This is a genomic window from Candidatus Sulfurimonas marisnigri (genome assembly GCF_015265475.1).
Classification (GTDB): Bacteria; Campylobacterota; Campylobacteria; order Campylobacterales; family Sulfurimonadaceae; genus Sulfurimonas; species Sulfurimonas marisnigri.
Genome location: NZ_CP054493.1, coordinates 2200413 through 2214954, shown reverse-complemented (window position 1 = coordinate 2214954; position 14542 = coordinate 2200413). Strand labels below are relative to the sequence as shown.

The 14542-nt window shown below is 34.3% G+C and carries 14 protein-coding genes; 3 read left to right on the top strand and 11 right to left on the bottom strand.

What is annotated here, in order from left to right; translation table 11 throughout:
- Positions 1–11 precede the first annotated feature (11 nt).
- The 3 genes from HUE87_RS11200 to HUE87_RS11190 are packed head-to-tail and all read left to right on the top strand — an operon-like array spanning position 12 to position 3789.
- Complete coding sequence (locus HUE87_RS11200; RefSeq protein WP_194366473.1) at positions 12–1106, top strand: aminotransferase class I/II-fold pyridoxal phosphate-dependent enzyme; 1095 nt, start codon at positions 12–14, stop codon at positions 1104–1106.
- A complete protein-coding gene (locus tag HUE87_RS11195; RefSeq protein WP_194366472.1) occupies positions 1103–1792 on the top strand; it encodes an ATP-binding cassette domain-containing protein in 690 nt (229 codons plus the stop codon). Before HUE87_RS11200 ends, HUE87_RS11195 begins: the two co-directional genes overlap by 4 nt.
- A complete protein-coding gene (locus HUE87_RS11190) occupies positions 1789–3789 on the top strand; it encodes a penicillin-binding protein 1A (RefSeq protein WP_194366471.1) in 2001 nt (666 codons plus the stop codon). The genes HUE87_RS11195 and HUE87_RS11190 overlap by 4 nt, the downstream gene beginning before the upstream one ends.
- Here HUE87_RS11190 and HUE87_RS11185 read toward each other — a convergent pair.
- From HUE87_RS11185 to pstC, 11 genes are all read right to left on the bottom strand, one after another.
- Entirely contained in the window at positions 3786–4598 is an 813-nt protein-coding gene (locus HUE87_RS11185) for a DUF3187 domain-containing protein (RefSeq protein WP_194366470.1), read from the bottom strand. The two genes, HUE87_RS11190 and HUE87_RS11185, sit on opposite strands and share 4 nt — an antisense overlap.
- Positions 4599–4655: 57 nt before the next feature.
- Positions 4656–5042 (bottom strand): hypothetical protein, encoded by a 387-nt coding sequence (locus HUE87_RS11180; protein ID WP_194366469.1) that lies wholly within the window; start codon positions 5040–5042, stop codon positions 4656–4658.
- A gap of 43 nt (positions 5043–5085) precedes the next feature.
- Entirely contained in the window at positions 5086–6141 is a 1056-nt protein-coding gene (locus HUE87_RS11175) for a sensor histidine kinase (protein WP_194366468.1), read from the bottom strand.
- Positions 6134–6766 (bottom strand): response regulator transcription factor, encoded by a 633-nt coding sequence (locus HUE87_RS11170; protein ID WP_194366467.1) that lies wholly within the window; start codon positions 6764–6766, stop codon positions 6134–6136. The genes HUE87_RS11175 and HUE87_RS11170 overlap by 8 nt, the downstream gene beginning before the upstream one ends.
- Positions 6767–6820: 54 nt before the next feature.
- Positions 6821–8485, bottom strand: a complete 1665-nt coding sequence (leuA, locus tag HUE87_RS11165) for a 2-isopropylmalate synthase (RefSeq protein WP_194366466.1) — start codon at positions 8483–8485, stop codon at positions 6821–6823.
- A gap of 79 nt (positions 8486–8564) precedes the next feature.
- Positions 8565–9518: a sensor histidine kinase gene (locus HUE87_RS11160; RefSeq protein ID WP_194366465.1), complete on the bottom strand. Its 954-nt coding sequence runs from the start codon at positions 9516–9518 to the stop codon at positions 8565–8567.
- Between the two features lie 73 nt (positions 9519–9591).
- Positions 9592–11022 (bottom strand): type I glutamate--ammonia ligase, encoded by a 1431-nt coding sequence (gene glnA, locus HUE87_RS11155; RefSeq protein WP_194366464.1) that lies wholly within the window; start codon positions 11020–11022, stop codon positions 9592–9594.
- Between the two features lie 115 nt (positions 11023–11137).
- Entirely contained in the window at positions 11138–11809 is a 672-nt protein-coding gene (locus HUE87_RS11150) for a phosphate signaling complex PhoU family protein (RefSeq protein WP_194366463.1), read from the bottom strand.
- Between the two features lie 134 nt (positions 11810–11943).
- Positions 11944–12729 carry a phosphate ABC transporter ATP-binding protein PstB gene (gene pstB / locus HUE87_RS11145; RefSeq protein ID WP_194366462.1) on the bottom strand — a complete coding sequence of 262 codons (786 nt, stop codon included), beginning with the start codon at positions 12727–12729 and terminating at the stop codon, positions 11944–11946.
- Complete coding sequence (gene pstA, locus HUE87_RS11140) at positions 12729–13571, bottom strand: phosphate ABC transporter permease PstA (RefSeq protein ID WP_194366461.1); 843 nt, start codon at positions 13569–13571, stop codon at positions 12729–12731. The genes pstB and pstA overlap by 1 nt, the downstream gene beginning before the upstream one ends.
- A complete protein-coding gene (gene pstC, locus HUE87_RS11135) occupies positions 13571–14428 on the bottom strand; it encodes a phosphate ABC transporter permease subunit PstC (protein WP_194366460.1) in 858 nt (285 codons plus the stop codon). Before pstC ends, pstA begins: the two co-directional genes overlap by 1 nt.
- Positions 14429–14542: the final 114 nt, after the last annotated feature.

The window sequence follows — 14542 nt, the reverse complement described above, 5'->3', positions numbered from 1 at the left end:
GGAATAATATAATGTATTACGATAATGAACTAAAGGCTCTTAGAAAGTCAGGCAGATATAGAAGCAGAGAAGTGGTAGATAACTCTGTTTTAGATTTTGCATCAAATGATTATCTTGGTTTAGCACACAATCTAGAGTTACATAATGCTACATGTAAAGCTCTCTCAAAACTTCCGCTTCACAGTTCCAAAGCATCGCTTTTGGTAAATGGCTATCATCAGATTCATAAAAATTTTGAGTCTGCTTTGTGTGAGGCTAATGGCTTTGAGGATGCAGTTATTGTAGGTAGTGGATTTAATGCAAATATAGCTCTGATTGAGTCATTGGTTAGAAGAGGCGATACTTTGTTTATGGATGAGAAATACCATGCTTCTGGAGTGTTGGCTTCCAATCTAAACAATCTACATGTAGAGTTTTTTTCTCACAATAACATGGATGAGTTGGAAGATTTACTAAAGCACTCAGTAGCAAAAAGAAAGATAGTCGCAGTTGAGGGGATATACTCAATGGATGGAGACATAGTTCATAAAGATATTTTTTCCATAGCTGACAGATATGATGCACTTCTTATAGTAGATGAAGCACATAGTAGTGGAGTTATAGGTGACAAGCTAATGGGCGCATTTGATTACTATGGGGTGGATATAAAACAAAATTATATAAAGATGGGAACACTAGGAAAAGCTTATGGGAGTTTTGGTGCATTTATTTTGGCATCAGAGCATATTGTAGAGTATTTAATTAATCGTGCAAAACCAATTATATATGCAACTTCTCTATCTCTTTATGACACGCTTTTGGCACATAATGCTCTAATTTATATGTTGAAAAATGTAGAGTTTTTAAAGGGTGAAATAGAGCAAAGAAAAGAAATAATTTTTAAAGAACTCGGTATAAAAACAGAGGCTCTTATTGTCCCAATTGTTATTGATGATAACAAAAAAGTTATAGAAATTCGAGATGAGCTAAAACGCCAAGGATTCGCTGTAGGCGGTATAAGACAGCCAACAGTAGACAAAGCTATAATAAGAGTCATCGCAAGATTAGGCAACAGTTGTGAGCAGTTAAGAGAGTTATGTATAAATTTAGCTAAAATAAAAATATGAATATCTCAAAGCTGCATATAACTCTAGATGATAAAACATTAGTTGATATATCTTTTAACATATCATCCTCTTTAGCGCTTGTTGGGCAGAGTGGAAGTGGGAAAAGTTTAACACTAAAAGCACTTTTGGGTATGTTGCCAAGCAGTATGGAAGTTGAATTGGAATTTGATTGTGATTTTGAATTAAGAGCAGGTGATAGTTTGGCTTTTGTACCTCAAAACCCATTTACAGCACTCTCTCCACTTACAAAAATACACAAACAATTTTTTACCTCTCTTGAGAAAGCAGAAAGTCTATTTACTCAAGTTGGGTTGGAGGCAGAACTTTTACAAAGGTTCCCTCCGGAGCTCTCAGGTGGGCAACTTCAACGTGTTATAATTGCTATGGCACTAGAGTCTGAACCTAAACTTTTGTTACTAGATGAGCCAACAACAGCACTTGACCCAAAGACGAGAGTGATGATTTTAGAATTATTAAAAAAACTGCAAAAAGAGTTTGGCTTTAAAATACTTTTTGTGACACATGATATGAACTCGGCAAAAAGCTTGTGCGAGGATATATGTGTTATAAAAAATGGCAAAGTAATGGAGATTGGAGATATGCAAACAATCTTGCAAAATCCAACTGTAAAATATACAAAAACACTGATTGAGGCAAATTTTGCCAATAGGAACTTTAGAATATGAAACTATTTAAAAATATATTTTTTACACTGATGCTTCTTGGCTTTTTAACTCCTTTTATTATTTTAGGATATTTTTTAGTCGGACAAAGTTATGATATATCATCAATAGTAAACTATAAGCCAGATGTCACAACGAGAATTTATGATAAAAATGGAGATAAAATAGCGAATATTTTTGATAAAAAGCATAGATACTATGCCTCATTTGAAGAGATTCCTCCTAGAATAATTGAAGCCCTTACAGCAATAGAAGATACAACATTCTTTGAACATCCAGGTATAAATATTGATGCAATTTTCAGAGCAATAATAAAAGATATAAAAGCTGGAAAAATGGTTGAGGGAGCGAGTACAATAACTCAGCAGTTAGTGAAAAATAAACTTTTAACAAGAGAAAAAAAGCTATCAAGAAAAGTAAAAGAGCTTATATATTCTCTTAAGCTAGAGATGAATCTAAGCAAAGAGAAAATCCTAGAGTGCTATTTAAATGAGATATATTTCGGTCACGGATATTATGGTATAAAAACAGCAGCAGACGGTTATTTTCACAAAAATTTAGCTGATTTAACGCTCAAAGAGATGGCAATTTTAGTAGGTCTTCCAAAGGCACCAAGTGCTTATGCCCCCACAAAAAATTATGAGATATCTATGGGTAGAGCAAATCGTGTAATAACCAGAATGCATGTTCTTGGATGGATTGATGATGAGACTTACAATAGTTCATTAGAAGAGAACCCTGAAGTTTTTGATGACACTTTGACACAAAATCGTGCACCTTTTATAGTAGATGAGGTGGCAAGACGGGCATATAACTTAGGGATAAGTGATATAAAAACAGGCGGTTATGAGATTTATACTACAATAGATATACGGCTTCAAAAGGCGGCAATTGAGTCGCTTAAAAGTGCCTATGATATGTCATTAAAAAGAATTGATAAATACAAGGCTTGGGAACAAAAAAAACTATCTAATAATCCAAATTATAAAGTTGCTCCTGACGTAAATATAACTCAGTTAAACGGAGCTCTGGTTTCACTGGATTCTAAAAGTGGAGATATATTAGCTCTTGTAGGCAGTATAGACTATAAAACTTCTCCATACAATCGTGCAACGCAAGGTCGTCGTCAGCCTGGCTCGGCGTTTAAACCATTTATATATCAGGTTGCTGTTGATTTAGGCTATTCCGGGGCAACTGAGCTAGTTGATATTGCTAGAACATACACATACGAAAAAAATGGTGAAGAGTTGAAGTGGCAGCCACAGAACTATGAGGAGAACTATAAAGGTCTTATTAGTCTTAGGGAGGCACTTGTTCACTCAAGAAATCTGGCTACTATTAATCTCGTAAATGACATAGGCCTTAGAGAACTTTTAAGAGAGTTTAAAAAATTTGGTATTAAAAATCTTCCTCCTGATTTATCTATCTCTCTTGGGACTATCTCTCTTTCGCCTCTGGAACTAGCAAAGTACTACACATCTTTTGCAAATGCCGGTATTCAAGTTGAGCCTCATCTGATACGCTATATAGATAAAAAATCAACTACAATATATGAGAAAAAAGAGCAAACACGTTTTATTACAGAACCTACTCAAGCTTATATAATAACTACAATATTAAAAGATGTTATAAAAAAAGGGACAGGAAGAAGAGCAAGATCAAAAGGGATAGAGCTTGCCGGAAAAACAGGAACTACTAATAATAATATGGATGGATGGTTTGCAGGTTATTCACCAACAATTGAGACTATAGTTTGGTTTGGAAATGATGACAATACTCCTATGCATATAAAAGAGACAGGCGGTAGAATATCTGGACCAGCATTTTCAATGTTTTATCAACATATATTGAGATTATATCCACAAATAAAAAGAAAGTTTGAAGCACCAGAAGGAATAATAGAAGTAGATGTAAATGGTAGAAAAGAGTACTTTAGCGATATCTCCAAGCCACCTCGCGCTGAGGCGGAAGTAAAAGCAGAAGAGGAACTATTGTTTTAAAAATAATAGCCTACACGAAATGATGTAGAGCTATCACTAGCACTATCACTTACTCCATAAGAGTAACTAAAGCTTGCAAACCAATTAGCATCTATATTGTAAAAAGTATAAAGAGAAATGGTTCTTATTGTATCTACATTTGTGTATATGCTGTCACTATTATTGTAAGAGCCACTGACGTATAGATTTTTTTGTGGGTAAAAACCAGCACCGGCAGTGAAAGAATTTGTATTTTGATATGAGGCTACTCCCGCTACATCATCATCATTTATTATTGTGTAGCTGTACCCTGCAAATAAATTTATACTTTCTAGTTTGTATCCAATATTCATAGATGCTGTGTAGTCAGAATTGTTATTATTTAGCAGTGAATCATAAGTGGGTATAGTTACTCCAGCTCCAAACCTTAGCGTTAACTCATTTGTTGGAGATAGTTTATAGTAAGCAGCTATAAATAGGTCGTTCATGCCACTCTTATCGTATGTTTTATTATTGTAGTTGTAGTAAGAACTAATAATCTGAAGGGAAAAATTTCTATAATAGTAATCTAATTGTAAATCTTGTGTAGTAGTATCTGTCTTCTCGGTAGTTGTGTAATCGGCCTTCGTAAAATTAAGACCATATATAATATCAAAATGATGTTCACCACTTAAATTTTCAATTGTACAACCATTCATATCCACCAACTCACTAAAGTATGTATTGGGACATTGATCTAAGCTGTCATCGACACCATCCAAATCTTTATCGCTATAAGCAGATAGACTAAGCGAGGTTATCGCTAAAAGAGTTATTATTTTTTTGTACATGTAGACATCCTCCTGTATCGTCAAAATGACGATACATTCCTAGTTATTTTGTAAAGCCTATCTTTTATTCATAAATTTACTAGAACCACCAGCATTTTGTTGCATATATTGTGATCCAACTTGATTCTGATTTCTTATTTGGTTCTGTTGCATTAATTGAGTTTCATCCATTTGATTAAGACGACTTCTCTCTCTAGTTTGAGTTCTTGTCTGAACTTGTTCCCCATCCGTCTGCATAGTTGATCTTAGTTGATCAATGGCTACTGCTCTTTCTTGCGCACTCATAGTTGAGAGAGTTGTTTTAAACTCATTTACAAGTCTCACTCTTTCTTGTGTCGTAGTTGCTGTTTCAATCGCTGAAATTTGCTCATCTATCGTTGCCGACATACCTAATGTAAAAGTCCCTAGCAACATTAAAGTCGCTCCCAATGTTAAAGTTTTCATTGTATATCCTTTGTTTTGATGTTGCAAGTATTGCACATGTTTGTTAGTCAAGTGTTAGTTTGGAAATGTTTAGTGTAAACTCTGTTCCTTTGTTTGGTTCACTTTTGACACTGATTTTTATTCCCAGCTCATCACATAGTTTTTTGACAATATGAAGACCTATCCCTATACCCCTATCTTGCTCTTTATAAAATCTATCAAACATTCTTTTAGGGTTTTTTATCCCCTTTCCTGTATCGATAATATACAAGTTTTTTGTTTTATGGTCATAATTTATTTTAACAGAGCCATTTTGTTTATTGTACTTGGCTGCATTTGTTAAAATATTATCTATTATTCGGATGAAAGCATCCTTACATGTAGAGATATTTAAATCTTGCATATCTACCTCAAATTTTATATCAGGGTAGTTTTTTTCTAACATATGTATATGAATTTGTATAGTACTTTTTAACTCAAATATCTCTTTTTCTAATAGATGATTATTTAAATATGAACGTAGATGCTGTTGTAGATTTAGTATATTTTGAACACTCTGCTCAATCCTGTCTATTTTTTTGTTATCTCTTAGTTCGTGTTTAAGCATAGAGCTGTTAAGTCTAAGCGAAGCAATTGGAGTGTTAAAATCATGGAGTATATCTTTTATAAACTCCTGTGTTAGCAGCAAAGCACTTCTAAGTGGATGCAAAGCATAAAAAGAAAATAGAATTGACAGTATGAAAATTATTCCAAATATTATAAAAAAATTCCAAAGCGCACTATTTTGTAGTCTATTAAGCTCTGTTTTGTAGCTTTGTGTATTAAAATTAAAAGACATTACATATTTTTTAGAATTTGGAATCGGGTAGTAGCTACTTAGTCCACTCTCATCTTTATACAGCGTATAAAGTTCATGTTTATGCATCGGTATAAAGTCTATTTGAAACTGTTCACATTTCAAATTGAAACTGCAAACTCTCATTTGGGAAAATATTTTCTCATCAAGAGTTTGAATCTCCTTAGTGTAGTTAATATAAAAAAGTATACCTATCAATAGCCCAAGAGAGCTGAAAAACAGTATAAAACTTTTTAAAAATGATTCAAGTTCTACTCTACTCAAGTATATATCCTATGGAGCGAATATTTTTTATGTTGAGTCCGGTTGTCTGCTTTAGTTTTGTAAGTGCTACTCTTAGGGCCGTCGGCGACGGTTTTTCTAAGCACCCCATTAGTAAATCTTTATCAAGAATTTTGTTAATATTATGTATAAAAAGATTAAACAGCTGTTCTTGAACTTCTCCAAGAGCTATTACATGTCCATCTTTTCTAAGTGTTTTCGTTTGAGGCTCATACTCTAAATTATTGTATATAATGTTTGAAGTTTTAGATGAGAGTTTTGCGTTTACTCTTATGAGTAGTTCCTCTGGAAAAAACGGCTTCTTAATATAGTCATCACCACCAACTTCAAAAGCTTGTGAAATTGAACCAATATCAACCAGCGCACTTATAAATATAGTAGGAGTCTTGTCATCTGCCTCTCTAAGTGATTTAAGAAGTTCAAGACCATTGATATCAGGAACATTTATATCAAATATATAAAGATCATAACTGTTGTCATAAGTTTCATCTACCGCCGCATCTCCAGATGTGACCAATACAACAGAATAACCAACACCTCTTAAAAGTTCAAGAAGAGTCTCACCCAAAAGAGTGTCGTCTTCTAAAAGTAATATTTTTTTGTTCATATATAATTATATCTAATTAAATATAATTATATTATAATTTAAAATATTTTTATATTAATTAAATGCTCTGTTAATAGCACAAAATAGTGCTTTAACTGAGGCTGTAGCAATATCGTTATCTTCACCAACACCGAAACAAGATGGTGTTTGTTTAGTCTGTATCTCTATATAAGCAACTGCTTTTGCAGAGCTTTTATCTCCAAATGAGTGCTCAGCGTAAGATTTGATAGTAAAACTATTTGCATAGTTCTTCATAAGAGCATCTTTACATGCATCAACAGGACCATTTCCTTTGCCATTAGCAACAATCTCTTTATCATTATATTTGTAAGTAAGAGTACATGTAGAGGTCCCTTTAACAGAGGTTAAAGTAAAGTCTATAAATGATAAATGCTCTTCTTCTGTCTTAATAAAGTAGTTCTTTTTGAAAACATCTAGTATCTCAACACCATTGAGCTCACTACCTTTTTTATCACTAAGAGCTTGAACAATTTTTCCAACTTCAGGGTGCATAGCTTTTGGAAGCAGATAACCAAAATCGTTCTCTAAGATATAAGCAACGCCACCTTTTCCAGATTGAGAGTTTATACGGATAATACTCTCATAAGTTCTTCCAACATCTTCTGGGTCAATTGGAAGGTATGGGACTTCCCAAAAGCTATCATTAGAAGTTTTTCTATGAGTAAACCCTTTGTTTATTGCATCTTGGTGTGAACCAGAAAATGCAGTATAAACAAGTTCACCAACATAAGGATGACGAGCATGTGTAACCATTTCTGTACATCTCTCAACAACATCTAAAACTTCATTAATATCAGAGAAGTCTAGCTTAGGATCAACGCCTTGCGTTAACATGTTAAGCGCTAGCGTAATCATATCAACATTACCAGTTCTCTCACCGTTGCTTAAAAGTGTTCCCTCAACTCTATCTGCACCAGCTAAAAGTGCCAACTCAGTAGCAGCTATAGAAGTTCCTCTATCATTATGTGTATGGGTTGAGATAATTACATTTTCACGGTTATCTAAGTGATTAGCCATCCACTCAATTTGGTCTGCATAAATATTTGGTGTAGCCATCTCTACAGTTGCTGGTAAGTTAATTATAACTTTTCTAGTATCACTTATACCCCAGCGAGATGTTACTGCATTTGAAATCTCTGCGGCAAATTCTAATTCTGTTCCTGTAAAGCTCTCAGGCGAATATTCTAAAAATATTTCTCCATCATGAGTTTTTTCATATTTTTTTACTAAATCAACACCCTCTAAAGCAAGTGCAATAATCTCTTCTTTGCTTTTTCCAAATACTATTTTGCGTTGTGCTACAGAAGTTGAGTTATAAAGATGAACAGTTGCTTTTTTAACACCTTTTAAAGACTCAAATGTTTTAGCAATAAGATGTTCTCTGGCTTGAACTAAAACCTGAATTGTTACATCATCAGGGATAAGTTTATCATCAACTAAACGTCGTAAAAAGTCAAACTCTACTTTTGAGGCAGATGGAAATCCAACTTCAATTTCTTTAAATCCGAGTTTTAGTAAGAGTGCAAAAAGTTCAAGTTTTTTATTCATGTCCATTGGATTTTTTAGTGCCTGATTTCCATCACGTAAATCAACACTACACCATGCCGGAGCATTCGTTATGGTTTTAGTTGGCCATTTTCTATTTGGCAAATCTATTTGCGGATATGGGCGATATTTACCCGGTTGAACTTGATTCATTATTGAACCTTTAACTTGAAATTTTAATAACAGCACTCTTACATATTGTTATTATTTTGGAATTATATCGAATTTGCAGTTACAAAGGAATTTGGAGTGAAAAACAGGCACCACTATTTATATTTTTTACAGAGAGTGAACCGCCAAGTTTTTGAGCTATCTGCATACTCATATACAGACCTATCCCTGTCCCTTTTCCAACTTCTTTTGTAGTAACTTCTGGTTTAAATATATCATTGATTACATTTAATGGAATTCCACCTGCTGTATCTTGAATATCTACATGTACAAAATCATCTTCTTTATTAAAAGTAATAAATATATCTCTTTGTTTAGTATCCCGCTCATTAAAAGCATCTTTTGCATTATTGATTATATTTAAAACTAAATGTTTAAACTCATTTTCAATTCCATGTATAATTATCTCTTTATCACTGTCTACATGTATGCTTATATTGTTTATTAAAAATTCATCATTTACTAGAAGCATAACAGATTGTACACATCTTTTTATACCAAAACTCTCTTTTGTCTCTCTTGGTCTAAAAAAGTTTCTAAACTCATTAAGAGTTGTAATCATATGTTCTATTTGAATCTGTGTATCGTTCGTCATCTCATCTATATAAGCTTTGTCAACAAGTTCACTTTCAAAGTCATATCTTAACATGTCAGACATCATTGAGAGTGCGTTTAGTGGTTGTTTCCATTGGTGAGCGACAGCATCCATCATCTCACCCATAGCTGCCATTTTTGCTTGTTGTTCAAAGCGTTTTTGGTTTACCTTACCAAGATTGACTTCTGTTTTAATGCGGGCTTCTAAATCCCTGTTTAAATTATCTAACTCTTGCTGACGTTGATCATATCGTTTTAAAAAAATATCTAGGAGTATATCTAAGTCTGCACGATAAGTAGAGTTTGCGCTCTCTCTAACCGCGTCAAGAAGTTCGGCAGTTTTGAGGTGTGAATATTCACCTTGTGGATTCTTACGACGTTTTATTTCAACTGATGGTTTTATAAAAGGATTTGATTTCATAATATGTGATTATAACTAAATTTTAAAAAGGAAAATAGAAAAAAAGAGAAGCGAGGCATTGCCCCGCTTTAGACTAACACTGGTAAGTTGTTTTAAACTCGTAAGCAGTTGGACGACCTTCATCAGGCCATACATCTCTTTCAAATCTGTAGTGTCTGTAAGCATCTAAAAACTCATCAGTAAATACAGGTTTTAAGAACTCATTATCACGAATAAGAGCCTCTAATGAACCACGAAGTGTGTGAGGCATTTGAGGAATACCTTTTTCACGAATCTCATCAAGAGAAAGCTCATATAAATCCTCATCCATTGGACCGATTGGAACCTCTTTGTTTTGGATACCATCAAGTCCAGCCATCATCATAACTGCGAAAGCTAAATAAGGACAAGCAGTAGAATCTGGGAATCTCATCTCAACACGAGTTGCCATTTCTCCAGCGCCATAAGGGATACGACAAGCAGCAGAACGGTTTTGAGAAGAGTAAGTTAAAACGCTTGGAGCTTCAAATCCTGGTAGTAATCTTTTGTATGAGTTTGTAGTTGGATTAGTAAACGCTGCAACTGAACGTGCATGTTTAAAGATACCGCCAACATAGTTAAGACCCATCTCAGAAACATTTGCATAATTTCCCTCTTTATAGAAAAGGTTTTTACCATCTTTCCATAGTGATTGGTGAACATGCATACCGTTACCGTTGTCACCAAACATTGGTTTAGGCATAAACGTAGCAGTCTTACCATTAAGGTGAGCTATCATTTTTACAACGTATTTGTATTTTTGAACATTGTCAGCTGCACCGATGATATCAGAGAAAACAATACCGATTTCATGTTGAGCTTGAGCAACTTCGTGGTGACCCAAAATAACTTCAAGACCAACTTGCTCTAGAACTTGCATCATTTCAGCACGAATGTCAACAGCACTATCAGTTGGAGCTACTGGGAAGTAACCACCCTTAGTTCCTGGTCTGTGACCTGTGTTGTAATTTTCTGGATATGGATTGTTAGAGTTCCATTCGCCCTCTTCACTATCTACTTTATAACCAGCTTCATTGATGTTATCAACAAAAGTTACACTGTCAAACATAAAAAATTCATTTTCCGGACCAAAGTATGCAGCATCAGCGATACCTAAAGAGTCAGCATGTTTAAGAGCGGCTTTAGCGATTGAACGTGGACATCTCTCATAAGCTTGGTTTTTGTAAATATCATAAACATCACAAAAAACAATAATGGTAGGATCAGCAGTAAAAGGGTCTAAAAAGGCAGACGCAACATCAGGTTTTAAAAGCATGTCTGATTTGTTGATTGGTTGCCAAGCATCAATAGATGAGCCGTCAAATGGTAGTCCACCATTAAGTTGACCAGCATTTACAGCACTCATTCTATATGTAACATGGTGCCATGCACCTTTAATGTCTGTAAATCTAAAATCTACAAATTGAACATCATTCTCTTCACAAAAAGTAAAAAACTCTTCTGTATTGTTAACAAATTTTCCCATTTATTTTCTCCTGAAATTTAATTGCTAGTAGTATATCTCAATTACATTTAATAAAAATAAGGATAGCTGATTAAATTTTAATCAATATCTTAATTTGTTTCGTAAAGTTATAATATTATCTGTAAAGACTAAGTTCTCCACCTTTTTTTGCATACATCATCAAGTTAGCAATATTAACACTTCTGTCGCATGATCGCTCTAGTTTTCTAAGAGTTCCAAGAACTTTTACATATTCTGGAGATAGCTCTTTTTCTTCTATAATTAATGTCATTATCTCTTTTTCTAGTATTGAAAAAATATCATCATTTTTGCTCTCTTCAACCATTATTTTTCTATAATAATCTTCAATATTGCATTGTTCCAAATCTTTAAAACACTCTAAAATATACTCTAATGCTTTTATTGTACTTTTGTGAAGTTGCGAAATTGTCGAACTTAGAGGCTCTAGATTACATTCACTTTGTGAGTGATCTCTCATTCTGCGAGCATATTTTCTTGTACCCTCTCCAATGCGAACTATTTCGTTCGTCATTTTTAAGTAAGCAACTAATGAGCGGAGTTCTATAGCTTCTGGACCAAACAGAGCAAAAGTTTTTATAATCTCATTATCAATTGTATCGCCTTGGAGTTCAATATTATTTAGCTTTTCAAGGGCTAGTTTATAACCATCTTGACTAATTGGGATAAAAGAATTTAATGATATTTGGCTTGCTGAGACAATGCTCTCTAGCAGAGTGGCAATAAGACCTCTGATTTCATCTATTTTATTATTATATTTTGTTGACATGTATAAATTCCTTTAACTTTATTTCACAAAATGAAAGGAAACCTCTCATTTGTTTGTTACAGTAGCGGAAGTAATTCCGCTACCTACGTTAACGCTAGGTTTCCTTCGGCAGGAAGCCCATTGCACAAGTGCGATTAACCAAATTTACCAGTTATATACTCTTCTGTAAGCTTCTCTCTTGGTGTTACGAAAAGTTCTTCTGTGAGACCCAATTCTATAAGCTCACCCATATACATAAAACCTGTATAGTCGCTTACTCTCGCAGCTTGTTGCATATTATGAGTAACTATAATAATTGAAACCCTCTGTTTAAGCTCAACTATTAACTCTTCAATTCCGGCAGTAGAGATTGGATCAAGTGCAGAAGTGGGCTCATCAAAGAGTAAAACTTCTGGTTCAACAGCAATAGCACGAGCAATGCAGAGTCTTTGCTGTTGTCCGCCTGATAGTCCATTTGCATCGTGTTTTAGTCTATCTTTAACCTCTTTGAAAATTGCTGCATCTTTAAGTGCTTTTTCAACTCTATCTTTTAATTCAGTTTTATTTTTTATACCTTGTAGTCTCATACCATAAGCAACATTATCAAATATACTCATAGGAAAAGCTGTTGGTTTTTGAAAAATCATCCCTATTTGGATTCTTAGGTTAATCAAATCCTCATTTTTCGTTAGAATATTTTTATTTTTAAATAAAATTTCCCCGCTATATTTATTGCCAGGATACAAGTCGTGCATGCGGTTAAAACTTCTAAGAAGTGTTGTTTTGCCACATCCAGATGGTCCAATAAGAGCAGTAATGCTGTTTTTTGCAATAGGCATAGATAGAGTCTTTATACTTGGTTCATCTACTCCTGCATAAGTAAACTCAAAGTTATTGACTTCAAGCGCTTTTTCTTTAGTTATATCAACAATAGTTGCCATTATTTCCCTTTTTTCTTTAATAAAAATAGTCGTCCAATTATATTTAGAGATAAAATGAACATAGATAAAATAAATGCTGCAGCCCACCCAAGTTTTTGCCAATCTTCATAAGGGCTGGTTGCATAGTTATACATAGTAACAGTAAGTGATGCCATTGGCTCATTCATATCTGTATTTAAAAAATTGTCATTAAATGATGTGAACAAAAGAGGAGCTGTCTCACCTGCAACCCTTGCAACACCAAGTAAAACACCTGTTAATATTCCAGCTTTTGCCCCGCGGTAAACAACTTGAATAATTACTTTGTACTTTGGAGCACCTAAAGCAAAAGCAGCTTCTCTAAGGGTGGATGGAACAAGCTGCAACATGTCATCAGTAGTTCTTAAAATTATAGGAAGCATTATGATAGTAAGTGCAACTGAACCGGCCCAGCCACTAAAGTGCCCCATAGGAACAACAACGATTGCATAAACAAAAGCACCTATTACAATACTGGGTGCTGACATCATAATGTCAGATATGTCACGAATAGTCTCTGCTAGTTTTGATTTTTGTCCATACTCACTCAAATATGTCCCTGCCAATATTCCAAGAGGAACACCAATAAATGTTGCAATACTGACAATCATAAGCTGACCAATAAGTGCATGCTTAAGCCCACTATCTTCGTAGCCTGGGGGTGCTCCCTCTTGTGAGAAGATACTCCAACTAAGTGCATCAACACCATTTAAGATCAGCACACTTAAAATCCAGAATAAAAAACCTATACCAATTACAGCAGACATGGTTGAGAGAAACATAACAATGTTATTGACAATAATTCTTTTTTGAGTATGAGTCATTATGCTGTCCTTTTTCTGCGTAAAAAGTAAAATTTCGCAATAGATATAATCGTAAAACTGATTACTAGTAGCATTAGTGAAAGCTCGAATAGTGATGAGTAATAAAGTTCCGTATCTGCTTCTGTGAACTCGTTTGCAAGTGTTACAGGGATAGATGTAGCAGGTGCTGTTAAATCTGTAGATATTTTATGAACATTACCCATAACAAAAGTAACAGCCATAGTCTCACCAATGGCACGGCCAAGGGCTAAGATAAATGAGCCTATTATTCCAGCTTTAGCGTAAGGGATAATTATATCTTTTATGACATCCCATTTTGTGCCGCCAAGTGCATACGCAGACTCTTTTAAGATATCAGGGGTTGTATTCATTGCATCTCTTGTAACTGCTGCCATAAATGGAAGTATCATTATAGATAGTACAATTCCAGCTGTAAGCATACTGATACCAATTCCGCCAAATATGTCACGTACAATAGGGACAAAGTAAAACAGACCCCACATGCCGTATATAACAGATGGGATAGCTGCTAGAAGTTCTATGGAAACACCAACTGGTGATTTAAGACGGGCAGGTGCCAGCTCGCTTAAGAATATTGCAACACCTATAGCCAATGGAACTGCCAAAATCATTGCAAGAAAAGTTGAAACAACTGAACCGTAAATTGCGGGAAGGGCACCAAACTTCTCTAAGTTTGGTGCCCATTTCGACTCTGTTATAAAGTCAAAACCAAATGCTTCTATTGAAGCCATAGAGTTTTGCAGCAAAACTGTAAAAATCCAAGCAACCAATAGTAGTATGGCGATAGCAATAAATTTACTTACATGTGCAAATAGTTTATCAATGATAATACTCATTCGTCAAAACCTCTCTTTATAAAGTTTGCAATTGTAAATAAATTTTATTACAAATAGGTTACTAACGATATATATGAAGAAATTGATAAGATTATAAGTTGTATACTTACTGAA

Bases quoted from the DNA above. Each gene is read 5' to 3' on its own strand.
- HUE87_RS11160 (WP_194366465.1), bottom strand. From the start codon at position 9,518: ATGAAATCAAATCCTTTTATAAAACCATCAGTTGAAATAAAACGTCGT.
- pstA (WP_194366461.1), bottom strand. From the start codon at position 13,571: ATGACTCATACTCAAAAAAGAATTATTGTCAATAACATTGTTATGTTT.
- leuA (WP_194366466.1), bottom strand. From the start codon at position 8,485: ATGAATCAAGTTCAACCGGGTAAATATCGCCCATATCCGCAAATAGAT.
- pstC (WP_194366460.1), bottom strand. From the start codon at position 14,428: ATGAGTATTATCATTGATAAACTATTTGCACATGTAAGTAAATTTATT.
- HUE87_RS11170 (WP_194366467.1), bottom strand. From the start codon at position 6,766: ATGAACAAAAAAATATTACTTTTAGAAGACGACACTCTTTTGGGTGAG.
- HUE87_RS11185 (WP_194366470.1), bottom strand. From the start codon at position 4,598: ATGTACAAAAAAATAATAACTCTTTTAGCGATAACCTCGCTTAGTCTA.
- glnA (WP_194366464.1), bottom strand. From the start codon at position 11,022: ATGGGAAAATTTGTTAACAATACAGAAGAGTTTTTTACTTTTTGTGAA.
- HUE87_RS11180 (WP_194366469.1), bottom strand. From the start codon at position 5,042: ATGAAAACTTTAACATTGGGAGCGACTTTAATGTTGCTAGGGACTTTT.
- pstB (WP_194366462.1), bottom strand. From the start codon at position 12,729: ATGGCAACTATTGTTGATATAACTAAAGAAAAAGCGCTTGAAGTCAAT.
- HUE87_RS11150 (WP_194366463.1), bottom strand. From the start codon at position 11,809: ATGTCAACAAAATATAATAATAAAATAGATGAAATCAGAGGTCTTATT.
- HUE87_RS11200 (WP_194366473.1), top strand. From the start codon at position 12: ATGTATTACGATAATGAACTAAAGGCTCTTAGAAAGTCAGGCAGATAT.
- HUE87_RS11195 (WP_194366472.1), top strand. From the start codon at position 1,103: ATGAATATCTCAAAGCTGCATATAACTCTAGATGATAAAACATTAGTT.
- HUE87_RS11190 (WP_194366471.1), top strand. From the start codon at position 1,789: ATGAAACTATTTAAAAATATATTTTTTACACTGATGCTTCTTGGCTTT.